This is a genomic window from Moellerella wisconsensis, from assembly GCF_022592395.1.
Taxonomy (GTDB): domain Bacteria; phylum Pseudomonadota; class Gammaproteobacteria; order Enterobacterales; family Enterobacteriaceae; genus Moellerella; species Moellerella wisconsensis.
In genome coordinates, this window is record NZ_CP093242.1 from 201,716 (window position 1) to 227,607 (window position 25,892).

The 25,892-nt window shown below is 41.3% G+C and carries 19 protein-coding genes; 6 read left to right on the forward strand and 13 right to left on the reverse strand.

Features of this window, described 5'->3' with window-relative positions:
• Window positions 1–34: 34 nt before the first annotated feature.
• The 5 genes from glnG to MNY66_RS00865 form a co-directional block, all read right to left on the reverse strand.
• Window positions 35–1,480 (reverse strand): nitrogen regulation protein NR(I), encoded by a 1,446-nt coding sequence (gene glnG / locus MNY66_RS00845; protein WP_241501251.1) that lies wholly within the window; start codon window positions 1,478–1,480, stop codon window positions 35–37.
• A gap of 8 nt (window positions 1,481–1,488) precedes the next feature.
• Window positions 1,489–2,538: a nitrogen regulation protein NR(II) gene (gene glnL, locus MNY66_RS00850; RefSeq protein ID WP_047254644.1), complete on the reverse strand. Its 1,050-nt coding sequence runs from the start codon at window positions 2,536–2,538 to the stop codon at window positions 1,489–1,491.
• Window positions 2,539–2,737: 199 nt separating this feature from the next.
• Window positions 2,738–4,147 (reverse strand): glutamate--ammonia ligase, encoded by a 1,410-nt coding sequence (gene glnA / locus MNY66_RS00855; RefSeq protein WP_047254645.1) that lies wholly within the window; start codon window positions 4,145–4,147, stop codon window positions 2,738–2,740.
• Window positions 4,148–4,664: 517 nt separating this feature from the next.
• A complete protein-coding gene (locus MNY66_RS00860; RefSeq protein WP_047254646.1) occupies window positions 4,665–4,976 on the reverse strand; it encodes a DUF2798 domain-containing protein in 312 nt (103 codons plus the stop codon).
• A 104-nt stretch (window positions 4,977–5,080) separates the two neighbouring features.
• Complete coding sequence (locus MNY66_RS00865; protein ID WP_231636991.1) at window positions 5,081–5,722, reverse strand: PadR family transcriptional regulator; 642 nt, start codon at window positions 5,720–5,722, stop codon at window positions 5,081–5,083.
• A gap of 427 nt (window positions 5,723–6,149) precedes the next feature.
• Here MNY66_RS00865 and typA point away from each other — a divergent pair, with 427 nt between their 5' ends.
• The 4 genes from typA (at window position 6,150) to fabY (ending at window position 10,363) form a co-directional block, all read left to right on the forward strand.
• Window positions 6,150–7,976 (forward strand): ribosome-dependent GTPase TypA, encoded by a 1,827-nt coding sequence (gene typA, locus MNY66_RS00870; protein WP_047254647.1) that lies wholly within the window; start codon window positions 6,150–6,152, stop codon window positions 7,974–7,976.
• 296 nt (window positions 7,977–8,272) lie between these two features.
• Window positions 8,273–8,887 (forward strand): glucose-1-phosphatase, encoded by a 615-nt coding sequence (yihX, locus tag MNY66_RS00875; RefSeq protein WP_047254648.1) that lies wholly within the window; start codon window positions 8,273–8,275, stop codon window positions 8,885–8,887.
• Window positions 8,888–8,981: 94 nt separating this feature from the next.
• On the forward strand, window positions 8,982–9,419 hold the full coding sequence (gene dtd / locus MNY66_RS00880; protein WP_047254649.1) for a D-aminoacyl-tRNA deacylase: 438 nt from the start codon (window positions 8,982–8,984) through the stop codon (window positions 9,417–9,419).
• A gap of 26 nt (window positions 9,420–9,445) precedes the next feature.
• Window positions 9,446–10,363, forward strand: coding sequence for a fatty acid biosynthesis protein FabY (fabY, locus tag MNY66_RS00885; protein ID WP_047254650.1), 918 nt, complete (start codon window positions 9,446–9,448; stop codon window positions 10,361–10,363).
• 120 nt (window positions 10,364–10,483) lie between these two features.
• Here the strand turns inward: fabY and MNY66_RS00890 are convergent, their stop codons facing one another.
• Window positions 10,484–12,289 (reverse strand): AsmA family protein, encoded by a 1,806-nt coding sequence (locus tag MNY66_RS00890; RefSeq protein WP_241501252.1) that lies wholly within the window; start codon window positions 12,287–12,289, stop codon window positions 10,484–10,486.
• A 316-nt stretch (window positions 12,290–12,605) separates the two neighbouring features.
• Window positions 12,606–13,997, reverse strand: coding sequence for a uracil-xanthine permease family protein (locus MNY66_RS00895; RefSeq protein ID WP_241501253.1), 1,392 nt, complete (start codon window positions 13,995–13,997; stop codon window positions 12,606–12,608).
• Window positions 13,998–14,356: 359 nt separating this feature from the next.
• On the opposite strand from MNY66_RS00895, the gene gltS reads away from it, so the two are divergent.
• Window positions 14,357–15,571, forward strand: coding sequence for a sodium/glutamate symporter (gene gltS / locus MNY66_RS00900; protein ID WP_047254652.1), 1,215 nt, complete (start codon window positions 14,357–14,359; stop codon window positions 15,569–15,571).
• Between the two features lie 1,218 nt (window positions 15,572–16,789).
• Here gltS and recG read toward each other — a convergent pair.
• The 5 genes from recG to gmk form a co-directional block, all read right to left on the reverse strand.
• A complete protein-coding gene (gene recG, locus MNY66_RS00905; protein WP_241501254.1) occupies window positions 16,790–18,871 on the reverse strand; it encodes an ATP-dependent DNA helicase RecG in 2,082 nt (693 codons plus the stop codon).
• A gap of 3 nt (window positions 18,872–18,874) precedes the next feature.
• Window positions 18,875–19,594, reverse strand: a complete 720-nt coding sequence (trmH, locus tag MNY66_RS00910) for a tRNA (guanosine(18)-2'-O)-methyltransferase TrmH (RefSeq protein WP_047254654.1) — start codon at window positions 19,592–19,594, stop codon at window positions 18,875–18,877.
• 126 nt (window positions 19,595–19,720) lie between these two features.
• Entirely contained in the window at window positions 19,721–21,871 is a 2,151-nt protein-coding gene (gene spoT, locus MNY66_RS00915; protein WP_047254655.1) for a bifunctional GTP diphosphokinase/guanosine-3',5'-bis pyrophosphate 3'-pyrophosphohydrolase, read from the reverse strand.
• Between the two features lie 19 nt (window positions 21,872–21,890).
• Window positions 21,891–22,166: a DNA-directed RNA polymerase subunit omega gene (gene rpoZ, locus MNY66_RS00920; protein ID WP_047254656.1), complete on the reverse strand. Its 276-nt coding sequence runs from the start codon at window positions 22,164–22,166 to the stop codon at window positions 21,891–21,893.
• A gap of 56 nt (window positions 22,167–22,222) precedes the next feature.
• Complete coding sequence (gmk, locus tag MNY66_RS00925) at window positions 22,223–22,846, reverse strand: guanylate kinase (RefSeq protein ID WP_047254657.1); 624 nt, start codon at window positions 22,844–22,846, stop codon at window positions 22,223–22,225.
• Window positions 22,847–23,277: 431 nt separating this feature from the next.
• Between gmk and ligB the strand changes: the two genes are divergently transcribed.
• A complete protein-coding gene (gene ligB / locus MNY66_RS00930) occupies window positions 23,278–25,107 on the forward strand; it encodes an NAD-dependent DNA ligase LigB (protein WP_241501255.1) in 1,830 nt (609 codons plus the stop codon).
• 53 nt (window positions 25,108–25,160) lie between these two features.
• Here the strand turns inward: ligB and MNY66_RS00935 are convergent, their stop codons facing one another.
• Window positions 25,161–25,775, reverse strand: a complete 615-nt coding sequence (locus MNY66_RS00935) for a trimeric intracellular cation channel family protein (protein ID WP_047254658.1) — start codon at window positions 25,773–25,775, stop codon at window positions 25,161–25,163.
• Between the last annotated feature and the right edge of the window lie 117 nt (window positions 25,776–25,892).

Here is a 25,892-nt window from a genome sequence, read left to right on the forward strand (position 1 = left end):
TTCTTCTTTTTACTGCGGCTATCCACGCGGATTATTATTCTACGCCCAGTTCTTTGAGTTTACGGGTTAGTGTGTTACGCCCCCAACCTAATAAGCGTGCAGCTTCTTGCTTATGGCCTTGGGTATGTTCTAAGGCGCATAACAGCATGGTTCTCTCCAACAATGGCACGGCATCAGCCAATAAATTATCTTTTCCTTCCGCTAAAGCATGCGCTGTCCAATCGGCAAGTTGTTCGAACCATACGCTTTCAGATTGAGTTATATTTTCTGTTTTTGCCGTAGCTGTTGTTGATTTTCCTGAAACTTTATGCGGTTCAATTAAATCTTCTGGCAGATCTTGCGGTAAAATTTCTTGGCTTGCCGCCATTACGGTTAACCAACGACATACATTCTCTAGCTGTCTGACATTTCCTGACCATGGCAGCCGCTGTAGAATTTGCTCTGTTTCGGGATGCAATAGTTTGGTGTCTACTCCAAGTTCCTTCGCAGTATGCTGTAAAAAGTGGTGTGCTAACCGAGGAATATCTTCTGTTCTTTCTCGCAGAGGCGGCAGCTGTACGCGAATGACATTTAATCGATGGAATAAATCATCGCGGAACAGCCCTTCGGTGACCCGTTTTTCAAGGTTTTGATGGGTGGCAGCGACAATCCGTACATCGACTTTCACCGGTGTATAACCGCCGATACGGTAAAATTGACCTTCAGCTAATACACGCAGTAATCGAGTTTGAATATCGAGAGGCATATCACCGATTTCATCCAAAAATAAAGTTCCGCCATTGGCTTGTTCAAACCGCCCTTGACGTACTTGAGAGGCTCCGGTAAATGCGCCTTTTTCATGGCCAAACAGCTCTGACTCAATCAAATCTTTAGGAATAGCCGCCATATTGAGAGCAATAAATGGCTTATCGGCTCGTGGGCTATGTTGATGCAGGGCATGTGCGACCAGTTCTTTACCTGTACCGGATTCTCCATTAATTAGCACACTAATGGATGAGCGAGAAAGCCGACCAATAATGCGATAAACTTCTTGCATGGCTGGCGCTTCACCAATCATCGAAGAAACCGACGCAGGGCGCTGTTCTTTGGTACGTACAGTTTGGTTTTGTTCTTTATAATGATTCAGTGCACGTTCAATAAGAGCAACGGTTTCATCGATATCAAAGGGTTTTGGCAGATAATCAAAAGCGCCCAGCTGATACGCATTTACCGCCGCATCGAGATCTGAATGTGCGGTCATAATGATAATTGGCAGTAATGGATGGCTTTGCTTTAGTTGATTGAGTAACTCTAGCCCATCCATTCCTGGCATCCGAATATCAGAAAGTAACACTTCGGGCTGCGAATATTTTAAAGCCTCAAGTACTGCACTCGCGCTATCAAAGCAGGTACATTGCATCTTTACCGCCGCTAGTGCGCGTTCTAATACCCAACGGATGGAGCTGTCATCATCAACAATCCAAATTTTTCCCTGTGGCATCGTTACCTCTATTTTTTTATCGGTAAGTAGATTGAAAAAGCCGTGTGTCCAGGCCAGCTACTAAATTCAATTTTTCCGGCGTGCTGGTCAACTAAGCTACGTGCAATCGACAGCCCAAGCCCAGTCCCGTCTTCTCGCCCACTCACCATCGGATAAAACAACGTATCTTGAATGGCTAACGGAATACCCGGGCCATCATCTTCAATATCAATGCGGGCGGCTAATCGATAGCGCTCGCCTTGTAACGTGACTTGAAAAGCGGTGCGAGTCCGCACGGTGATAGTGCCGCCAGTGGCTGATAGTGCTTGTAACGCATTGCGAGTTATATTTAATAAGACTTGTTCTATCTGGTCTGGGTAATGTTCAATTTCGGGCAAACTAGGGTCATAATCGCGAATTAACGCTACATTTTCCGGTTTTTCTAGCAAAATTAATCGACACACGCTCTCAGCAACATGGTGGATACTTTGGCGAGTTTTTTTTCCGGGATATTGGGGGCCTAAAAGTCTATCAACTAATACCCGTAGGCGATCGGCTTGTTCAATGATCACTTGGGTGTATTCATGCAATGTTGGGTCGGGCAGTGCACGTTCTAAAAGTTGTGCTGCGCCTCTTAGCCCACCGAGGGGATTTTTAATTTCATGGGCTAATCCACGAATTAATTCTCGGGCTGCATATTGTTGGGCATTTTGTACTTGTTCTTGGCTTAGGCGGCGTTGGCTATCTAATTGTGCGAGCTCCAACAGAATAAATTGCTCGGAAATCGGCTGGGCGCTAAGCGACATAACATGAAAGTGATTATTGATGACCAAGGTGACTTCATTATCGGTAAAGCTGTGGCCATTTTTTAAATTATTGACCATTAGCTCAGCATCTAACGTGCAGTAGCTAAATAATACCGGCAATGGTGTTCCAAATAATTTACGTGGGCTTTGGGCTAACAGTTGCAGTGCGGAGTGATTAGCATAATGAATAATCAGTTGATTATCGAGGATCAGAACACTGTGAATTAGTGAATTTAAAATATGCTCGGAAGCGGGTAATTGGTCGGTTGTCATCGGGTCTGACTCCTGCACTATTTATACACTTTTAATTTTACCATTGATTGCACTTTTTTGGTGCATTATGGTTTGAGTGTAGGTCAAACAGCCACGATCCCAGAAAATATCAGAAAAGGTCTTCGAGAAGAAAAGGCCCCATCGTTGATGGGGCAAGCGTTTCACGGCAACAAAAAACTACCAGCGCGAACGGCGTAAGTTATACGCTGTAGTACATTTCAAATTCTAATGGGTGTGGTGTCATACGTACGCGCTGAATATCGCTGCGTAACAGTTCGATATAAGCATCGATAGAGTCATCAGTAAATACACCACCACGCGTCAGGAACTCGCGATCGTTATCTAGCTCAGCTAGAGCATCTTCTAATGAATTCGCCACAGTTGGGATTTCTTTGGCTTCTTCGGGGGGCAGATCATACAGATTTTTATCCATCGCATCGCCCGGATGGATTTTATTGATAATGCCATCAAGACCGGCCATTAGCTGCGCAGCAAAGGCTAAATATGGGTTAGCAGCAGGGTCTGGGAAACGAATTTCGATACGGCGTGCTTTAGTACTCGCAACCACAGGAATACGAATAGATGCGGAGCGGTTACGGGCAGAATAAGCTAACATAACAGGTGCTTCATAACCTGGAACCAAACGTTTATAGGAGTTAGTTGTCGGGTTAGTGAACGCATTCAGTGCACGTGCATGTTTGATAATACCGCCGATATAATACAGCGCCATTTCAGATAATCCGCCGTATTTATCACCGGCAAATAGGTTTACGCCGTCTTTAGCGATTGACATATGGCAGTGCATACCAGAACCATTATCACCAACTAATGGTTTTGGCATAAAGGTCGCAGTTTTACCATAAGCATGTGCCACATTGTGGACCACATATTTATAAATTTGGGTTTCATCCGCTTTTTTAGTCATAGTATTAAAGCGGGTAGCAATTTCATTCTGACCTGCAGTCGCAACTTCATGGTGATGGGCTTCAACCACTAATCCCATTTCTTCCATGGTGGTGCACATGGCTGAACGCATATCTTGAGAAGAATCGACCGGAGGTACAGGGAAGTAACCGCCTTTGACGCCCGGACGATGGCCTTTGTTTCCGCCTTCGTATTTAGTCCCGCTATTCCATGCCGCTTCGATATCATCGATATGATAGTAAGAGCCTGACATGGTGCTTCCAAAACGAATATCATCAAAAACGAAGAATTCAGGTTCTGGGCCGACTAACACGGTATCACCGATACCGCTAGAGCGCAGATAATCTTCTGCTCGTTTAGAGATAGAACGCGGGTCACGATCGTAGCCTTGCATAGTACCCGGCTCTAAAATATCGCAACGAATAATCAGGGTTGGATCGACAAAGAATGGGTCTAGCATAGCTGTCGATGGATCCGGCATGAGAACCATGTCAGATTCATTAATGCCTTTCCAGCCACCAATAGAGGAGCCATCGAACATTTTACCTTCTTCAAAGAAGTCTTCGTTGACCTGATGAGCAGGGATGGTGATGTGCTGTTCTTTACCTTTAGTATCAGTAAAACGCATATCAATAAATCTGATTTTATGCTCTTCGATTAGGGATAAAACATGTTCAGCTGACATACTCGGCTCTCCTAGTTGGGGTCGGTCAGGCAAATTTTGGGGCACTATTTTAGATCCCCGTTTTTTTGCTTTTTCAATTCACGTCTGATGTTGTTGCTATGTTGCTCTATTAATAGTTAACCATCTATTACTAATTCTTTATAGCTCTATATTAACTATAAGCGAAAATCATGCCAACTGTATCTAATAGTTTAATAATCAGGCACTAGCCACAAAAATGATGAAAATAAAGGATAAAGAGCTCTAGACAATGGACAGAATCGCACTCAAATGGTGCATATCTAATAAGGATTGCACCATTTTAATGCGAATTGTTTAATGTGGATTACAGGGGGAGCTACATTTTAGGGCGGGTTATAAGCAAAATTACCGCGCCACAAAACGGAGAATTAGAGTTAAAAATCAGAGCTAAGAATCAAAAATTTAGAACTTAAACTTAAACTTAAACTTAAACTCTATAGCTAAAAATTCAGATGGAACGGAGATAAATATTGTTTGCCCGAGTGAATGACAGCTTTTAGCTTATGTCGCCATTGCTCTCAGCCCGGACTTCTGCCTGAATAAATAACATCGCTGTCTTACGGGCGATAGGCAAGACAAGCAATACGGTAGGAAAAGCAATGAGCCAGGAAATCAGCCATGCAGAAAGCCAAGGTGAAATAACCTCGGGATGGAAGCCCAGTCCTTTAATCGTGGTCACTAGCGAGACAACTCCAGACATAATCAATGAAAGAAAGAGGGGAATTAACAAAAATAGCGCCCGAGGATGGAATTTAGGCAGCGTTAAACGCATTTTCTTCTGTTGAGAATGCTTATTTTGCGAATGCATGCAGGTGTTTCCTATTATTCGAATCAAACTAATGCGCTAATTTGAGCGATTTATTGGCAAAAACTAGCCACCAGGCGGCAGAAGCTGCACAGTGGCTAAAGATATTAATCATTATCGCTAGCAGTTAATAAGGTGTTGACCTGTTCAATTTGCTTAATTGCATCATTAATAATGGCTGCGATTTGTTGTGTTTGTTGTTCATTTAGCTGTTTTAATACCATTTTATGGCGTAACAGCGCTTTAAAACGATGAACGGCCATTTCGATATCTTCGGATAAATTACCACCTTGTTGCAAATCACGCGCTTTGGCTAATTTACGGAAAATAATTTGTTCAGTTTCACGATTTGCCTCAAGTTGTTGTTGGCCTTCGGCAGTCAGTCGGAAACTTTTACGATTGCGTTCCACAATCTCTGATTCGAGAAAACCTTGTTCTTCTAACAGCGTCAACGTGGGATAAATAACGCCGGGACTTGGGACATAAAGACCAGAAGATGCTTCTTCGATATGTTTGATAATTTCATAACCGTAGCTTGGTTTTTTAGCCACCAGAGACAGCACCATGATATGCAGATCACCGTGATCAAATAAACGACGCAGTCCTTTACCTCTTCCTCGACCTCTGCCGCGATGTTTGCCTTCACCTTGGCAACCCTGATGCTTTTCATGACTCTGGCCATGCCGACAATGTCCATGATCATCGTTATGTGGACAATTATAGTTGTGGCGGAATGAATGGATTTGCATAATAACTCCCCTTTAGGTAACATTTAGATATATCTAATATGTCACATACTATATTTAGATATATCTATTTAGTCAATTTAGATATATCTAAATTACATTTAAAAGTGAAAAATAGAGAGAAATTAAAATTTATTAAATAACTTATTCTGTTTTTCACGATTTTTTATGCTGATCCGTAGTATATTGTTCCGTGAAAATGTAAATTTTTTAAAGAATGGTGAGTATTTTTCTGTCTCAGCACTTTTAAATTTTATAACTTTATGTTTTTTAGCTAGAAACTGTTTTTTCAGTGATGAAATTCACATTTATTCCACTTGAACGGGATAACGTGTAAAATAACAGCATATTAACGCAGAAAGTATGTATTACGCAGTAAGCCTGTTAATGATACATAATTCCTTTCCAGTAAATTAAACGGTAAAAATCCTTGTCAATTCAAAATTTAAGAAACATCGCCATCATCGCTCACGTTGACCATGGCAAGACTACGCTGGTCGATAAGCTATTACAGCAGTCTGGTACTTTTGGTGAACGCGCTAATGTTGATGAGCGTGTTATGGACTCCAATGATTTGGAGAAAGAGCGTGGGATTACCATCCTCGCAAAAAACACCGCGATCAAATGGAATGATTATCGTATCAATATCGTTGATACCCCAGGACATGCCGATTTCGGTGGTGAAGTTGAACGTGTAATGTCAATGGTTGACAGCGTTCTGCTGCTGGTTGATGCGATGGACGGCCCAATGCCACAAACCCGTTTCGTAACGGAAAAAGCATTTGCTAACGGCTTAAAACCAATCGTTATTATCAACAAAGTTGACCGTCCGGGCGCACGTCCTGATTGGGTTGTTGATCAGGTTTTCGATCTGTTCGTTAACTTGGGCGCAACTGATGAGCAGCTTGATTTCCCTATCATTTATGCATCAGCATTAAATGGTGTTGCCGGTACTGATTACAATGATATGGCCGAAGATATGACCCCATTGTATGAAGCTATCGTTAAATATGTAGCTCCGCCAGCGGTTGATATCGATGGTACGTTCCAGATGCAAATCTCCCAATTAGACTATAACAACTATTTAGGTGTTATTGGTATTGGCCGCATCAAACGTGGTTGTGTTAAGCCTAATCAACAAGTTACTATCATTGATAGCGAAGGCAAAAAACGCAACGGTAAAGTCGGTAAAGTTCTGACCCATTTAGGTCTTGAGCGTATTGATTCTGAACTCGCTGAAGCGGGTGATATCATTGCATTGACCGGTCTGGGTGAATTAAATATTTCTGATACTGTTTGTGATGTCTCTGCTGTTGAAGCATTGCCACCATTAGCCGTTGATAAACCAACTATCAGCATGTTCTTCTGTGTTAATACCTCTCCATTCTGTGGTAAAGAAGGTAAATACGTGACTTCACGTCAAATCCTCGACCGTCTGAATAAAGAGTTGGTACATAACGTTGCGCTGCGTGTTGAAGAAACTGAAGATTCAGATGCATTCCGTGTTTCAGGTCGTGGTGAGTTGCACTTATCCGTTCTGATTGAAAACATGCGTCGTGAAGGCTACGAAATGGGCGTTTCTCGTCCTAAAGTTATCGTGCGTGAAATCGATGGCCGTAAACAAGAGCCTTTCGAGCAAGTCACTGTGGATATCGAAGAGCAACATCAGGGTAGCGTGATGGAAGCTTTAGGTATGCGTAAAGGTGAAGTTAAAGATATGGCGCCAGATGGTAAAGGTCGCGTACGTCTTGACTATATCATTCCTAGCCGTGGCTTAATTGGTTTCCGTACTGAATTCATGACCATGACTTCAGGCACCGGTTTATTGTATGCAACTTTCAGCCATTATGATGATGTTCGCCCAGGCGATATTGGTCGTCGTAATAACGGTGTTCTGATCTCTAATGGTCAAGGTAAAGCCGTTGCGTTCGCACTGTATAGCTTGCAAGACCGCGGTAAATTATTCTTAGGCCATGGTGCTGAAGTTTATGAAGGCCAAATCATCGGTATTCATACACGTTCTAACGATTTGACCGTTAACTGTCTGACCGGTAAAAAACTGACTAATATGCGTGCATCAGGTACTGATGAAGCGACAACTCTGTCACCAGCAATCAAAATGACACTTGAGCAAGCGCTTGAGTTTATTGATGATGATGAATTAGTTGAAGTCACTCCGTTGTCAGTTCGTCTGCGTAAACGTCATTTGACTGAAAATGATCGTAAACGTGCAAATCGTGGATCAGGTAAAGAGTAATCTCTTTATTAACGTCGATTTATGATGAAATCGGGGCGCTTAGCGCCCTGATCTTTTTTAGGTTGTTATTAACTTTTTACTGGTAATTAAGCTATTTTTTATCCTCTTCCCTTCTCAATTCCCTACTTTTTTGTTTTTCTTATTCCAGATTATCGTAGATAGGTTTATGGAATATCAGGCTAATCAGCCAATTTTTAGATAATTTCACTCGATAGTAACAGAAACTGAAATTAGTACTGTTCATGGGTAACAATAATGATTAAAGTAAATTCGGGCCTTAATTTTGGAGAGGATTTATGCTGTATATTTTCGATATGGGTAATGTCATTATTGATATCGACTTTAATCGGGTGTTTCAGAAGTGGAGTGATCTTAGCGGTACACCAGTCGAAGACATTGCCGAGAAATTTACTTTTGGTGAGACATTCAAATTACATGAATGCGGTAAAATTTCAGATATGGAATTTGCTGAGTATTTATGCGAAGAGATCGGCGTTTCATTAAGTTTTGAGCAATTTGCTCAGGGCTGGCATGCAATTTTTGTTTCTTTGCGCCCTGAAGTTATTGAGATTATGGACAAACTGCGTGAGCAGGGGAATCGGGTCATTGTCCTATCAAATACTAATCGTTTACATTTAGATTACTGGCCGCAACACTATCCCGAAATTGCCGCCGCAGCAGATTTCCTTTATTTATCTCAAGACTTAGGTATGCGTAAGCCAGATCCTGAGATTTTCAAATATGTTTTACAATCTGAAGAATTTGAGCCACAACAGGCTGTGTTTTTTGATGATGTAAAAGAGAACGTTGATGCTGCTAAAAAATTGGGTATCAATGCAGTGCATGTTGTTGATAAAGAAACCATTCCTGAATTTTTCAAACAGCACGATTTCAGCGCTTCAATTGAATAAATGAGAGTTTCATTACCCATGGTGACAGTTTTATATGTCACCATGCAGTAGTGCGAGCACTTATTATCCGTCATTTCAAGGTAGTAGGGTTTTTATGATTGCACTTATTCAGCGAGTTTCTCAAGCCGCCGTGGCAGTAGATGGATCAACGATCGGTGCGATTAATTCCGGGCTATTGGTTTTGTTGGGCGTCGAAAAAGATGATGATCAGCAAACAGCTAAAAGGTTATGTGAAAAAGTTATTGGTTATCGTATCTTTAGTGATCCACAAGGGAAAATGAATCTAAATGTTCAACAAGCGGGTGGTAGCCTGCTAGTGGTTTCCCAGTTTACTTTAGCCGCAGATACCAAAAAAGGTATGCGTCCAAGCTTTTCTGGCGGAGCGGAGCCTCAAGCTGCAGAGCAGCTGTATCAACATTTTGTGCAGCAATGTCGTGATCACGGAATAACGACGGAAACGGGTCAATTTGCTGCCGATATGCAAGTAAGTTTAGTCAATGATGGACCGGTGACTTTCTGGCTACAAGTGTAACTATTTCATTTTAAGGGGTTTGTGTTATGTATCATCTACGTATACCAACAACTGAAGCTGAGTTTAATGCTTATTACCAGTTCCGCTGGGAGATGCTACGCAAGCCTTTTAATCACCCCTTAGGCTCTGAAAAAGATGGATATGATTTAACTGCTCATCATCAGATGGTGGTGGACGAAAAAAATCAGATTCTGGCTGTTGGTCGTCTTTATATTAATGCTGATAATGAGGGGTCTATTCGTTTTCTCGCTGTGCATCCCCGTATGCAAGGTAAGGGGCTTGGCAAACTGATTGCTATGACCTTAGAGTCAGTCGCTCGCCAAGAGGGAGTGAAGCGTGTTGTAGCGAGTGTACGTGAAGAAGCCGTTCCTTTTTTTGCTCAGCTAGGGTTTAATAATCAAGGAACCATTAGCGGGCAGCTAAAAACACCTGTGCGTCATTTCTTAATGATTAAGCCGATTGAAACTCTTGATCAGATCCTCCATCGGCCAGATTGGTGTGGCGAATTACAACAAGCGTGGCATAAACAAATCCCATTAAGTGAAAAAATGGGGGTGCGTATTAGTCAATATACCGGTCAAAAATTTATTACCACCATGGCCGAAGCGAGTAATCAAAATCCGCATCATTCTATTTTCGCGGGTAGCCAATTTTCGTTGGCCACTTTAACCGGTTGGGGATTGATTTGGTTGCTATTACAGGAACGCCAACTGGGGGGCGATATTGTACTGGTTGATGGACATATTCGCTATAGCTCACCGGTGAATGGGCGTCCAACGGCGATTGCAAGTCTTTCGCGATTGAGTGGTGATCTAGATAGATTAGCGCGAGGCAGTAAAGCCCGAGTCATCTTAGACGTTAAAGTGAAAGGCGAAAATAACCAGACGGGGGCAATTTTTACCGGTGTTTATATGGTGCTACCGATTAAAACTCGCCAAGAATAATTAATCGTTATTCTGGCAAATTTTAATCGGGTTTATCATCGAATAGAGTAATTAGTTACCGAAGATTTATTAAAATTACACTCAAAAAGCTTTATTCAGCATTCCTATTGAGGCAGTCGTCTATCGAGACAGTATAGAAAGTAACTCCTCGACATTCGGACCAGACTCTTGCTTGACGGGAACCTTCTGCGAGTCTGATTCTTGATCATGTTCAGTTAAATTTGTCGGCGATTCAGGCGCTTCTATTTTAGCTGTCACTTTTCCGTTATCGACCAGACGATAGATTTTTTTCCCCTGCAAAGGGATCGCGACTAGCTCGCCATTTAATGTATTTTGAATGGATTTTGCTAATAAGTTGCCTTGTAGCGTCAGATCAAAATCGCCAATAACTTCGCGCGGTAATCCTTCCCAGCCCCATTGATTTAACAGTGATAAATCAATATTAGAACCTGAAGATCGTAATAAAAATAACACGTTACTCGGTTGTTGTTTTGCCAGTACGCCAAATTTTATTACACCTTGTCCGGTGCTTGCAGTCACCGTGGCTGCGACAGAAGCTTGTCCACTTTGACGGATCTCCATCGATGGGCGGCGTAGCATGGCTTGATTAAGTGTTCCACTGTCGGCGCTAAAGCTGGCTTTGCCCTGCCAAAAACCCCACTGTTGGTATTTAATGAAATCTACATCGGTCATTGATCCGCTCAGTCCTGTAAATTCAAAAGGAAAATCTGAGTTGATATTCATGAGGAGAGATTGAGATAGCGTAAATTGCTTGATCGAGAGGTTAGAGAGCCAATCTGGGGCAGGCGCAGCGAAAAATGAGAGCCAGTGCTCAGGCAAAGTATAAAGGAGCCCGCCTAATTCGACATTATCCAGAGTCAAACTTTTATTATCTCTTTGCCAATAGCCGCGCAGATTAAAGATCCCTTTTTCATAATAGCCGGATAATTTATTAATATTTAAACGATCATTTTTTGTTTCTAAGTTTGCAATTAGCTGCTCAATTTGTTGATTTTTAATTACTAATTGAGATGCATCTAACTCAAATTTACTGTGTGATGTATTCCAACTGCCATTAATCACCCCCAGTTTTTGTATTTCGGCATTCAATCCACTAATGGCCCAATCTTTACCTTGGAAGTTAGCATTAATTAAATCGATATTTTTGAGGAATATAGGATGCGGGTATGAAATCTCGGTGAGTAATTGATCAAAAGAGAGATTACTTTGCCAACCCATTCCACTCATCGCTAGTGAATCAATAGTAATACTGCCGTCCGTAGTACGTTTTCCGGAACCGATAAAAAAACCATGATTCAATTCGCCGCTGATTTCACTAATTTCTGTTAATGCAGCTTGATATTTCCCGCGTAGAGCAAATTTTTTGAATAGATTATCATCGACTTTAATGCTCGATGCGGTTAAACGAAAATCGCCATAACCAAGCCAAGAATCGGGGGTACTGTGCCATGGTGTAATCCCACCCGTGAGTCCCGTGGTCAATATTTGATGCTCGGGTGTTTGATAATGAATTCGTGAATTACTAAATTGCAGAATATTAGCCGAGAGATTAATAGGTTGCTCGGTGGATGTTAGCGCTAAATTACCTTGAGTGACCGTCAGTCGATAAATAGGCTGATTGGATAATAGCTTACGCCAGTTAAATTCAATTGTAATTTGTTTGGCATCCAGCATGAAATTAGTATTAGCTGATTTAATGGAGACATCTTGTAAAATCAACTCTTGAGGCGAAGATAAATCATGACCAACAATACCGACAGAGATTTGATAATCGGTAAGTTTACTAGCAAAAGCACTTATTTGTGCCGCCCCCCATCGACTCTGCATACCTGCATAAACAATGATGATAGCCAGTATCAACAGTAATAAAATAGTGATAGCGAATTTCGCTAATCCTCTCAACATAGTTTCCTCTACACCGTTACTCTTAAATATAGCGAGTAGTCACGTCAAATGTAATGATAATCAAATGATATTCAGTATGGTTGCGGCAAATCAATTTAACAATTGTTGTTAATTCAGTCTATAACGTTGCCGTCGTTTGAAGCGGCTTATAAGCTGTACAACAACTAACGATATAATTTGTTGCTGCGAATTATAGTGAGCATACACGACAAATTGTTTGAGGAAATAAGTGATTTGAGAGAAATATCGAGATTAGCGCCGAAATAAATTTTATTGGCGCTAATCTTTTGCGATCACGTTGGCAATAACGACTGAATTATTTGGTTTCGTGAGGAAAAATTAAATTCAGAATAATAGCGGTTAATCCACCGGCAGCAATACCGGAAGAAAATAAGGTTTTAATCCAATCTGGGGCAAATTGTAAAATTAATGGCTGTTGTGAAACGCCCATGCCGACTGCCAATGATAATGCTATTATCATGATAGCGCGGCGATTTAATGGCTCTCTAGAGACAATTCGAACCCCTGAAGCGGCAATGGTACCGAACATCACGATGGTCGCGCCACCGAGTACTGGCTCAGGAATTTGCTGAACAAAGTTGGCAACTGCGGGGAATAATCCGAGTAAAATCAGCATAAAAGCTACAACATATCCAACGTAACGGCTAGCGACTCCAGTTAATTGGATCACCCCATTATTTTGACCAAAACATGAATTCGGAAAGGTATTAAATACCGCAGAAACCATCGAGTTTAAGCCATTAGCTAAGACCCCACCTTTGATCCGCTTCATGTATAGCGGGCCTCGTACCGGTTGCTCTGAAACATCTGAGGTTGCAGTGATATCACCAATGGTTTCTAACGATGTCACCATGAAAATAAGTATCAGGGGCAGTAACAGATTCCAATCAAAAGATAATCCATAGTAAAACGGCTCAGGAATGGTAATAAAGGCTTCTTTAGGGGTATCTGTGGGCGTTGATGGCAGCATCTCCATCCACCATGCGGCTAAATAGCCAATAGCCATGGCAATAACTAAAGAGGCGATACGCAGATATGCATTGCGTTGACGATTCAAAATAATAATCACGGCGAGCACGATGCCGGCTAAAATGAGATTGTCGGGTGAACCAAAAGTATTATTTTTGATGGCATCATAGCCGCCGCCAATTGAGGTTAATCCCACCTGAATTAATGAAAGGCCGATAATCATTACTACGACGCCAGAAACTAATGGAGTAATCACACGACGAGCTAAATGTAATATTCGTGATAATGCTACTTCGGTTAATGCTGCGACTAACAGAGTACCAAATAATGCTGCCATCATAGTTGGGATATCTGCACCACCGTTTCTAAGTGCTAGGCCTCCCATAATTAACGGGGCGACAAAGTTAAAACTAGTCCCTTGTATCGAGAGCAATCCCGACCCGATAGGCCCCCAAGCACGAATTTGAATCAGAGACGCGAGACCAGAAGCGAATAATGACATGCTAATAATACGTTGTGTGTCGTGAGCTGGCAGCCCTAGTGCTTGGCAAATTAACATCGCAGGTGTGATGACAGCGACAAACATAGCGAGTAAGTGCTGGCCAGCAGCAAATAGGGTTTGGGGCAGGGGAGGTCTATCCTCTAGGCGATAAACTAATTCACTATTTCCCTGCGTTATCGTCTCTGTAGTCGATTGTTTTAGCGATGAATTATTCATAATATACCCGTCATGCTTCAGATAGCAGCTGCATTGGTTGTTCTTTGCTTTCCGACTCATGCAGAGTCCTATTTATCGGAATGCTTTCGGTTGCCGTACTATTACAACTCGAATAATTTTGCGCCTTAAGAGTTATCAACCAACAAAAAATGCATTTTAATGATGCCATTTCAAAAAGCAATCGTTTGCTTTAAATTTTTTTTGTCACTGTTGAACTTATTCCTCACATTTTTATATGTTTTAACTTGTGTTTAGTCTCATTTTTTCTTTTAATCGGTTAACCTGCTTCTTGGCGTTGAAAGGAATCTACTAACGTCTTATTGGTTTTAAATAATATTAATAACAAATGAGGTACGTAAATGTATCATCTAGATGTCTACGGTACGCTGGTTGCTGCCACACTTGTGCTCTTACTTGGGCGAAAACTTGTTAAGTCAGTTCCTTTTTTAGAAAAGTACACTATTCCCGAGCCTGTTGCTGGTGGATTATTAGTGGCATTGACACTACTTCTGCTTAAGCAGACCATGGATTGGAGTGTGTCTTTTGATTTATCATTGCAAGAGCCTATGATGTTGGCTTTTTTTGCGACTATCGGTCTGAATGCAAACTTGGCAAGTTTGAAAGCCGGTGGTAAGGCATTATTTATTTTTGTGTTTGTCGTTGTTGGTTTATTGGTTGTACAAAATACAGTGGGTATTGCTTTAGCCAAAATGTTGGGATTAGATCCATTGATGGGTCTGCTTGCTGGTTCAATTACTCTCTCTGGAGGGCATGGAACAGGCGGCGCTTGGGGTAAAATCTTTAGCGAATCCTATGGTTTCCAAAGTGCGACTGAAGTTGCAATGGCTTGCGCAACGTTCGGTTTAGTTCTTGGAGGATTGATTGGTGGTCCTGTTGCTCGTTTTCTTATTCGTAATGTCGCCATACCCGGCACAGCTGATGATGATAAAGATGTACCAACAGCATTTGAAAAACCGCAGTCAGGGCGTGTTATTACCTCAATGGTAATGATTGAAACGTTAGCGATGATCGCTATCTGTTTGTTAGCAGGGAAATATATTTCAGCGTGGCTCGCAGATACCCCGTATGCACTGCCAACGTTTGTGTGTGTGCTGTTTGTTGGGGTTATTTTAAGTAACAGCTTATCGATGCTCGGTTTCTACCGTGTATTTGATAGAGCGGTATCGGTGCTTGGTAACGTGAGTTTATCCTTGTTCTTAGCCATGGCGTTAATGAGCTTAAGATTATGGGAATTAGCTTCACTGGCAATCCCAATGCTGGTTATTTTGACCGTACAAGCTATCGTGATGGCATCTTATGCTATTTTTGTTACTTTCCGGGTGATGGGCAAAAATTATGATGCTGCCATTCTGGCTGCAGGACACTGTGGTTTTGGTCTAGGTGCAACACCGACAGCTATTGCGAATATGCAAGCAGTCACAGATCGCTTTGGTCCGTCACATTTGGCGTTCCTTGTGGTTCCGATGGTAGGTGCGTTCTTCATTGATATTGTGAATGCGATTATTATCAAACTTTATCTGTTGTTGCCATTATTCCCCACAATAACAGGTTAAATAGTCACTTTTATTCGATGATCTAATAAGTAAAGAACGCAGGAGATTGCCGTGAATTTATTCACGGCAATTTTATATCTAGCTAATACTGAATCAATAATCGCTTTTTATATACAGTTCAATGTGACGTTTATGATTATTTTTTTATTGAATGATATAGCGGGTTATTTTTTATCATCTTTAAAGTAAAGCAAGAGAATGATTTTTGGCATGGTTATTAACAAAATATTAATAATCATTATCAGGTGGGAATATTAAATTAATCAAAGAAAAAAGCCCTGACATTATTTGGCGTCAGGGCTTTTAGGGTACTGCATACTTAGTTTTTAACATTAATATACTACTAACTTAATACTACATCGGATACTGCTTTTTAAATGTACACGTTATAAAAATATGGTTACTAATAAATTAGTGACTTCTCTCCATATATTAATCGGTTTATACTAAAGGCTTGTCCAGTTATAACTTCAAATGGTTAAGCAGATAAACAAGTACATCCCCTTGCGACATATACTTTTGATGCGTTGCTTTACTCTCGTTGCGTTAAAATAGACTGACTAACACAACTTAATGCTTAACTACAGCATTATAAATCAAAGCCTTACATCGTCGCGGTAACACTTATTTTGCGATTGTGGATACTCTTTACATGGCCTTAAAACGTTATCATATTGACTATGATATCCCATACTAAATACATCGTGGCCTTTATCGCAATCCCCATTGAAACATAATTACTATTTTACTGTTATACTATATTTACTATATACTATATTTACTACTATAAAATATAAATAATCAGATACAACAATTTTGCGATTTTGAATACTCTTTACGTGGCCTTAAAACATGTTCATATAAAATACGAATTCCATATTACATATATCGTGGCCTTTATCGCAACCCCATTAAAATATAATTAATTTCATTTAAACTTTACTGCTATTAACGAAAAACAATTTATTGTTTTGCCGTTGCATATGAATCTACCAAGTTTTAAATTTATGTCAATACTGTTTTTAATAACAGTGTCGTTATGTGATCTATGGCAATAAAAGTAGCCAACAGATAATAGCAAAAAGTGATGGGGAGGTTAGATTATTAAGGTTTCTAGTTAGTTGATATAGCGTAAGAAATTAACTCAGTATGATAAATAATACCCCTATGGCTTTTGGCTGAGGCTAGTATTATAGCGTCAGCTAAGAGCCATAAAGATTAAGCGTAGCTATATTGCTCGCGTTCAGGTAACCAACGTTCTATCATCGCCTGTGCATTATCAGGATAATTTTGTTGGAGATAGCGCGCGATACGCTGGACATCAGGTAACATATGCTGATCTCTTAATAAATCAGCAACTTTGAATTCTGCATTCCCTGTTTGGCGGGTGCCAAGCAGTTCACCAGGCCCACGAATTTCTAAATCTTTCTGCGCAATCACAAATCCATCATTACTATCGCGTAAAACTTGTAAACGCTGCTTAGCGGTATGAGTTAATGGGGTTTTATATAATAAGACGCAATGAGAGGCGACAGCACCACGGCCGACACGACCTCTAAGCTGATGAAGCTGGGCAAGACCCAGCCTTTCTGGATTATCGATAATCATTAAACTGGCATTGGGAACATCAACGCCTACCTCAATCACTGTAGTAGCAACTAATAATTGCAGTTCATTGCGTTTAAAAGCATCCATTACCGTCTGTTTTTCTTTGGGTTTCATACGGCCATGAATCAGTCCAATATTCAATTCCGGTAGTGCTTGTGATAACTCCTCAAAAATAACTTCAGCCGCTTGAGCTTCTAATAATTCCGAATCTTCAATTAAAGTACATACCCAATAAGCCTGTCGACCTTCATCATGGCAAGCTTGTTTGACACGTTGAATAATTTCAATACGTCGACTGTCTGGGATAGCCACTGTGGTTACTGGAGTTCTGCCGGGAGGTAGCTCATCAATCACCGAGGTATCTAAATCAGCATATGCAGTCATTGCCAAGGTACGGGGAATCGGTGTGGCGGTCATAATCAATTGGTGAGGATGAAAGCCTTGCTGTTCACCTTTTTCGCGTAATGCGAGGCGTTGATGTACTCCAAAACGATGTTGCTCATCGATAATAATTAGGCCAAGTGATTTAAAAATCACCTGTTGCTGAAAAATAGCGTGCGTTCCGACAATAATATCAACATCACCTTGAGCGATAGCATCTTGCTGCTGTTGCCGTGCTTTGCCTTTTTGTTTGCCTGCTAACCAACCTACTCGAACACCTAAGGGCTCAAACCATTGACGAAAGGTATTTGCATGCTGCTCGGCTAACAGTTCTGTTGGTGCCATCAGCGCGATTTGCTTGCCATTTTCGACGGCATAAATAGCGGCTAATGCAGCGACTAATGTTTTTCCAGAGCCCACGTCGCCCTGAATCAAACGCATCATTGGCATACTTTTGCTTAAATCATGCGCGATTTCGGTGATGACTCGATTTTGTGCCTTAGTAGGCGAAAAGGGTAATTGTTGTAAAAATCTTTGGGTTAAATCGCCCTTTGCTGGCAAAGGCTCGGCATACAAGCGCTGTGCACCAGCTCTAATGGCCAACATACTTAAATGATGAGCTAATAATTCTTCGAGAATTAATCTTTTTTGGGCGGGATGGCGACCCGCGTCTAATTCGCTGAGTTCAATATCGGGTGGTGGGCTATGCAGTAATTTTATTGCTTCGGGTAAACTAATTAATCCCTGACGCAGTTCTTCGGGTAATAATTCGGCGATATTTTCTGTATCTATTAACGTTAAGGCTTGTTCAAGTAATTTTCTCAGCGTCGTTTGGCGCAGACCATCTGTTGTTGGATAAACCGGCGTTAACGTTTCTTGCAAGTGGATTAGATCATTTTCTTGCTTAACTTTATATTCGGGATGAATAATTTCAGCACCCAGATTGCCTCGGCGAATTTCACCGTAGGCGATAATTTTTCGCCCTTCAGCTAAACTGTTTTTCATTGCGGCAGTAAAGTTGAAAAAACGTAATGTAAGGTTTCCCGTTCCATCGGTGATTAGGCAAGTCATCATTTTCCGCCGACCAAAAACGACTTTTGTTTGCAGTATTTCGCCGCTAATGGTCGCAGTGCTGCCCGGCAAAAGATCGCTGATATGATATAAACGGGTATGATCTTCGTAACGTAGTGGAAAATGTAATAGCAGGTCTTGCACAGTATTAAGGCCAATTTTACTCAATTTTTCTGCCTGACTGGCGCCGACACCGTGCAGAGAAATCAGTGAAACGGTATCAAGCAGTCCATTTTTCATGGATTAAACTCCTTTTTGTCGCTGCTTTTTCCACTTTTCAGTGGTTTGCATTTCAGCCCACCAATCATCACTGGCTTCTATTTGGCCCTGTGGATTAACAAAGGGACGTGGCAATCCTTTACGGCGTGCGACTTCTGCTAGAACAGGGTATCCGCCTTCGAATAGCCACTCCTGTTGTTCATCGGTAGATAAAATACTTTTCTGTCTATCATACATACCGGCTAATTGCCGTTGCCGTTGTGCTTCATATAAAATCAGTGCGGAGGCGACTGATACATTGAGTGATTGCACCATACCGACCATCGGGACAATGATATCTTGATCGGCAAGTTCAACCGCACGTTGAGAAATACCCTTTTTCTCTTGTCCCATCAGAATACAGGTCGGGCGCGTATAATCAATTTCGCGAAAATCAACGGCGGTAGGGGATAAATTGGTCGCTAATACTTGCATATTTTGTGATTTAAAATAGCTAACGGCGTCATCTGTGGAATGATGTTGATGAACTTTTACCCAGCTATTACTGCCAGCGGCAGAAGAAATTAATATTTTTACTTTTTGATCTGGCCAGACAGCATGCACATTGTGAACCCCGACGGCATCCGCGCTGCGAATAATAGCAGAGACATTATGCGGTTTATGGACTTCTTCCAGGCAAATCGTCAGGTCCGGTTGACGCATTGCCATCATTTGGCAAATACGACGATAGCGGCGTTCATTCATAATTATTCCCGTCATACTTCAAGTTGCAGGTTAGTATCTTGCCTTTATGCCCGTTAATCTCTTCGTTTTCGCTAAGAATATTTCGAGCCTCTTGTGGGTTGCTACTTTCCTGCAACTCGGTGCATTTTAATTACGGTTACGGCTGACGCGTAGAACATCTGGCATGATACGAATTTTTCGCATCACATTTGCCAATTGAATACGATTTTTGGTTGTTAAGCGGATAAAGGCACAATATACGCGACCATCTTTTTCCTCAGTATTCATACTTTGAATACTGGAGTTTGCATCATTAATGGCAGCAGTTAAGTTGGCTAATGCCCCTTGATGATTAATCATATCCACTTTAATTTCTGCGATGAAATCATTATCGATACCACTATCCCATTCAACCGGCATAAATTTGTCGGCTTCTTTTTGATAACCGCGAATATTACGACAGGACTCGTGATGGATAACTAATCCTTTGCCTGGGCTAATATGGGCAATAATCGGATCGCCAGGAATTGGACGGCAGCATTTTGCAAACGTGATTAAAACGCCATCGGCACCTTTAATAGGTAATTTATTATGTGTATCAGCTGTTTGATTATCGCTATCGGCTATATTTTCAAGGCGTGTTTCTGGTAGATTTTCAATTTGCTCATGAGTTAATAAATTGCGAGCAACGACTACACTCATTGCATTCCCGAGCCCAATTTCAGCTAATAAATCATCGAGGCAGCCTAATTTCATCCGGCTCAGTTCATGCGAGATATCTTCTTGTGGAATATCGGTAATTTTTTTACCGTGACCGAGCGCATGGTTTAATAAGCGGCGACCCAGATTAATCGAATCTTCACGTTTTAAATTCTTCAGTAATTGACGTATTTTTGCTCTGGCTTTAGAGCTGACTACAAAATTTAACCATGCCGCATTAGGTCTAGCTCCCGGCGCAGTTATAATTTCAACAGTTTGCCCGCTACTGAGAGATTGAGAAAGTGGATAAGGTTGTCTATCTACCCGAGCACCAACACAGGCATGCCCGATATCGGTATGTACCGCATATGCGAAATCGACGGGAGTTGCGCCAGTTGGTAATTCGACAATTCGGCCTTCAGGTGTAAAGACATAAATCTCATCAGGGAACAGGTCAGATTTAACACTTTCGATAAATTCAAATGAGCTACCTGCACTTTGTTGCAATTCTAATAAGCTTTGCATCCAGCGCTGCGCCCGGACTTGTGCGGTGGTTCCTTGTTCGCCTTGTTCTTTATAAGCCCAATGCGCTGCCACCCCCATTTCTGCCATTTGATCCATATCCTCAGTGCGGATTTGAACTTCAACAGGTACGCCATGAGGACCGATCAATGAAGTATGAAGTGATTGATATCCATTGGCTTTGGGAATAGCGATATAATCTTTGATCCTGCCCGGGCGTGGCTTATACAGATTATGCATTTGCCCCAGAACGCGGTAACAGGTATCGACTTCCGTAACAATTACCCGAAAGGCGTAAATATCCATGATGGAATGAAAACGCTGTTCTTTGAGGTGCATTTTACGATAGATAGAGTATAAATGTTTTTCTCTGCCACTGACGCGACAGGAAATACCAGCTTCTGTTAGACGGCCGTCGATTTCAGAAAGGATTTTTTGGATCATTTCTTTACGATTGCCACGTGCCGCTTTAACAACTTCTTTGATCACCCGATAACGATTTGGATACAAGGCTTCAAAACCTAACTCTTCAAGTTCAGTTTTAATATGATGTATCCCTAAACGATGTGCTAAAGGGCTATAAATTTCTAAAGTTTCACGCGCAATACGTCGGCGTTTATCGGGTCGAAGAGAACCCAGTGTACGCATGTTATGTGTGCGGTCTGCCAATTTAATGAGAATGACGCGGATATCTTGCACCATCGCCATAATCATTTTACGAAAGTTTTCAGCCTGCGCTTCTTTTTTATCACGGAAATTAAGCTTGTCGAGCTTAGATACACCCTCGACAAGGCCGGCAACAGCGGTGCCGAATAGCTGCTCAATATCTTGAAATGTGGCGGGTGTATCTTCGATGACATCATGCAGCAAGGCTGCCATTAGCGTCTCATGATCGAGACGCATTTCAGCCAGAATACAGGCTACTGCAACAGGATGCGTGATGTAAGGCTCGCCACTAGAGCGAGTTTGACCTTCATGTGCATCCCGTGCGACGACATAAGCTTTTTTCAGTAACTCTATCTGCTCTGCGGGCAGATATTTCTGAATAATTTGATTCAGGCTTTCGAACAGATACAAGGCAGACCTACCTTAATTATTAACGACGACCTTCCGCGATTGCAGATACGGCCTGCATTTCAGCAGCCTCCTGCTCCTGTTGCTCTTGACGTTCACGAACATCAAGAATGTGGGCGTTAATTAAACCTTCTTCCACTTCACGTAGCGCAATGACAGTGACTTTATCATTTTCTTCTGGAACCAGTGCATCTTTGCCCCCAGATTGTAATTGACGTGCTCTACGAGCAGAGACCAATACTAGGTCAAAACGATTACCAATTTTCTCTACTGCGTCTTGAACAGTTACGCGTGCCATAAATGTGCTACTCCAAAAAGATATAAAAATGACTGGGCATGATACTGAATCTTAATTCAGTCTGCCAATAATTTGCTGATTAAAGCATCATGTCGTTGAACTTGACGCTCAAGGCGCAGACGCTCAGAACGAATAATAGATTGTAGATCGGCTAGTGCGGTATTGAAATCATCATTCACGATAACGTAATCATATTCATTAAAATGTTCAATTTCTGCAACTGCCTGAGCCATACGCTTTTTAATCACTTCATCGCTATCTTGACCTCGGCCCCGTAACCGACGATATAGCTCATCTTTTGACGGAGGTAAAATAAAAATACTGCGAGCTGAAGGCATGCGATCACGGATCTGCTGGGCACCTTGCCAATCGATATCTAAAAAGATATCAACACCACTGCGTAAAACGTCATCAATAACTTTACGAGAAGTACCGTAATAATTACCGAATACACAGGCATGTTCTAGAAATTCGTCATTTTCAATCATGTTCAGGAACTGTGCCTGATCCACGAAATAATAATGTTCACCATGAGCCTCGCCAGGACGCATTGAGCGAGTTGTATGAGACACAGCAACCTGAGTGTCATACAAAGGCTGTGTTTTAAGTAGAGCCTGAATGAGACTCGATTTTCCTGCACCGCTCGGCGCAGAAACAATATATAAAGTTCCTTGCATCATGATGGCTTCTTGATTGAACGAGGGTTAAACATAAATAGGGTGATATTCCCTAAATAATTCGAGTTGCAGGAAGGCGATAACAGATTATCTCCCTATCATATTACAGCTTAGTTTTTTCAATAACTAAGCGTCCAGATAACTGAGTTAAGCCAAATAAATTATATTAATTAGATCCGCAACCTGAAGTATAACGGGTGATAAATCCCTACATAGTATACACATAGTTGACCGAACATGCAGCGTTATCACAAAATCATAAACAAATATTTTTATATTCTATCTAGAGCCAAGTTTGCGACGTGCTTGGAGAGAAAATAAATGTTTTGCAGCATTTTAATTAATTCTGCGAAGCGTTTGGCAAATGCGAATGATGACCCTCGATTAAATCCTGTTTATTTTCATAATGAAAGAAAATCATGCAAGGACGCATTATGAGAATAAATATCGGATTTTTATTAAGTTGGTTGATGATTAAGCGACTTCATCCACAGAGTGTATTTCTCATCGCAGTGAGCGGTTTGTCTTTAATATTATATCTATTATTTCACACCGACTCCCTCGCTGAATCACCAAAAGAAGATAAAAATTGTCCAAACTGGTCAGTCGAAAAATTCAATACTGAAATTATCCATTTAAACCAGCAATTATCTGAATGGGATCATGCTTATTATCAACAAGGGCATGGAGTGGTTGATGATGAAGTTTATGATCAGTTAGCGTTAACCTTAGGACAATGGCAAAACTGTATCCATAAACCGCTACAACTAACGGGAGATTATTTATCTCATGCCACTAACAACATCATGGGAAACTTAGAAGATAGACCCCAAACTGTGACCAAGAATGATTTTAGGCATAAAGTATCACATCCAGTTATTCACAGTGGTTTAAAAAAGCTATCAACAGAACAAATAAAAGGATGGTTAGCATCACGAGAGCAGGTATGGCTACAGCCTAAGATTGATGGTGTTGCTGTGACTTTGGTGTATGAATATGGTGAGTTAACGGGATTAATCAGCCGTGGAGATGGAGTGAAAGGTGAAAATTGGCGATATAAAGCCGATTTTATCCCGGCTATCCCTAAAAGAATTCCATCGGCTTCTGCCTTTCTGGTACTGCAAGGTGAGTTATTTTGGCGCTTAGAACAGCATATCCAACAGGATGCTGGGGGATTAAATATGCGCAGTAAAATGGCAGGTTGGATGATGCGTAAAGGAAATCCAACTGCTACCGAAGAAAATATTGGATTATTTATTTGGGGCTGGCCTGATGGACCGGAAGATATGCCTACCCAGTTAAAGAAATTAGCCGAATTAGGATTTACGTTAAGCACTCAGCATACACATAGCCTCGATAATTATATTCATGCTGAAAACTTACGAAGCCATTATTATCAGCAACCTATGCCATTCGCGACCGATGGGGTGGTCTTAAAACAGTATCCTATTCCGGTGAGTCAGGCGTGGCAGGTGGGTAATAATAGCTGGTCTGTTGGATGGAAATATCCATTGCGTTTGCAATTGACAGAGATTAAATCGTTACGCTTGAGTATTGGTAGAACCGGGCGTTTAACAATTATTGCTCATGTTTATCCGGTGATTATTGATGGTAAAAAAGTTCAGCGAGTTAATCTAGGAACGTATCGTCATTGGTTAAATCAAGATGTGTTAGTGGGCGATAAGGTTCAAATAAGTTTAGCTGGGCACGGAATTCCTAAATTAGAACAGGTTGTGTGGCGCTTACAAAAACGTATATTGCCAGATTTTTTACCCGTACAGCATTATGATACATCGACTTGCTTTACCTATTCAGTTGATTGCCATCAGCAATTTATGGCTCGTTTAATCTGGTTAGGTAAACATTTAGGCATGAAAGGAATAAATATAAGGGCTTGGGAAAGCCTTATAGATGCGGGTAAATTACGTACACTAACGGATTGGCTTTTATTGCATAGGCAAGATATTAATCAGGTTACATCAATCGGTTTAGCAAAAGCAGAAATTATTAGCACTCAGTTTGAACAGGCAAAGCAAAAAGCATTCTATTTTTGGTTAAAAGGTTTATCGGTACCACTGCCTAACACAAAATTGCAGCAAATAACGTCATGGCATCAATTAAGTCATGGTGCTTTGATTTCCAGATTATCAGTTAAGCAAAAAACTCAGTTGAATAAATTTTTAGCAATCCCGGAGATAATCCAAATTGCAGAGCAGTTACAGAACAGTAATATTGAAGGATTCTCATTAAGAGATGTTAGATAAATATAAATCGCCCTTAATCAAAAAATGATCTTTGATTAAGAACGAGATAAATATTAATCAGGATTTTCATAGTTAAAAACAGGTAAACCTAATCGATAGCGAATAGCGAGTAATCGAGCGGTTAATCCAGCAATTAACGTAATGATCACTACCACATCTTGCGGCAGTGGTGTATGCAGTAAGCCAATGTAAAGCCAAGCAGCGGCAAAAGAGACGCCGGCATAGACTTCTTTTTGGAAGACTAGCGGTATGGTATTACACAACATATCGCGTAATACGCCACCAAAAACGCCGGTGATAACAGCGGCAATAGCTGCGATAATAGGGCTATAGTTCATATCTAGGGCTATTTGGGCACCGAGAATAGAGAAAACCATCAGTCCAATAGCATCAAGGATGAGAAATAGCCGGCGTAAATGCTTCATCATGGGGGCTATCCACATCGTAATGACTGCGGCACAGGCAACAGTAACTATATATTCAGGATGCTTAACCCATCCGAGAGGATAATGACCAAGCAAAACATCGCGGACCGAACCTCCGCCGATAGCGGTTGCAGAAGCAATAATAATGACGCCAAAGACATCCATTTTTCGCCGTCCTGCGGCTAAAGCACCGGTCATAGCTTCAGCCGTAATACCTATAATATAGAGAACACTGAGTAACATAATAATTTCAGTTAGCCACTAATTGGATGCTAAAGGGTAAAGAGGTTATAGAAAATTCTCGACTGAAATTTTCTAGTGACACTCAAGTTAAATTAGTTTTTTTAATCTGAACTGATG

Bases quoted from the DNA above. Each gene is read 5' to 3' on its own strand.
- glnG (WP_241501251.1), bottom strand. From the start codon at position 1,480: ATGCCACAGGGAAAAATTTGGATTGTTGATGATGACAGCTCCATCCGT.
- glnL (WP_047254644.1), bottom strand. From the start codon at position 2,538: ATGACAACCGACCAATTACCCGCTTCCGAGCATATTTTAAATTCACTA.
- glnA (WP_047254645.1), bottom strand. From the start codon at position 4,147: ATGTCAGCTGAACATGTTTTATCCCTAATCGAAGAGCATAAAATCAGA.
- MNY66_RS00860 (WP_047254646.1), bottom strand. From the start codon at position 4,976: ATGCATTCGCAAAATAAGCATTCTCAACAGAAGAAAATGCGTTTAACG.
- MNY66_RS00865 (WP_231636991.1), bottom strand. From the start codon at position 5,722: ATGCAAATCCATTCATTCCGCCACAACTATAATTGTCCACATAACGAT.
- yihX (WP_047254648.1), top strand. From the start codon at position 8,273: ATGCTGTATATTTTCGATATGGGTAATGTCATTATTGATATCGACTTT.
- dtd (WP_047254649.1), top strand. From the start codon at position 8,982: ATGATTGCACTTATTCAGCGAGTTTCTCAAGCCGCCGTGGCAGTAGAT.
- fabY (WP_047254650.1), top strand. From the start codon at position 9,446: ATGTATCATCTACGTATACCAACAACTGAAGCTGAGTTTAATGCTTAT.
- MNY66_RS00890 (WP_241501252.1), bottom strand. From the start codon at position 12,289: ATGTTGAGAGGATTAGCGAAATTCGCTATCACTATTTTATTACTGTTG.
- MNY66_RS00895 (WP_241501253.1), bottom strand. From the start codon at position 13,997: ATGAATAATTCATCGCTAAAACAATCGACTACAGAGACGATAACGCAG.
- gltS (WP_047254652.1), top strand. From the start codon at position 14,357: ATGTATCATCTAGATGTCTACGGTACGCTGGTTGCTGCCACACTTGTG.
- recG (WP_241501254.1), bottom strand. From the start codon at position 18,871: ATGAAAAATGGACTGCTTGATACCGTTTCACTGATTTCTCTGCACGGT.
- trmH (WP_047254654.1), bottom strand. From the start codon at position 19,594: ATGAATGAACGCCGCTATCGTCGTATTTGCCAAATGATGGCAATGCGT.
- rpoZ (WP_047254656.1), bottom strand. From the start codon at position 22,166: ATGGCACGCGTAACTGTTCAAGACGCAGTAGAGAAAATTGGTAATCGT.
- gmk (WP_047254657.1), bottom strand. From the start codon at position 22,846: ATGATGCAAGGAACTTTATATATTGTTTCTGCGCCGAGCGGTGCAGGA.
- ligB (WP_241501255.1), top strand. From the start codon at position 23,278: ATGAGAATAAATATCGGATTTTTATTAAGTTGGTTGATGATTAAGCGA.
- MNY66_RS00935 (WP_047254658.1), bottom strand. From the start codon at position 25,775: ATGTTACTCAGTGTTCTCTATATTATAGGTATTACGGCTGAAGCTATG.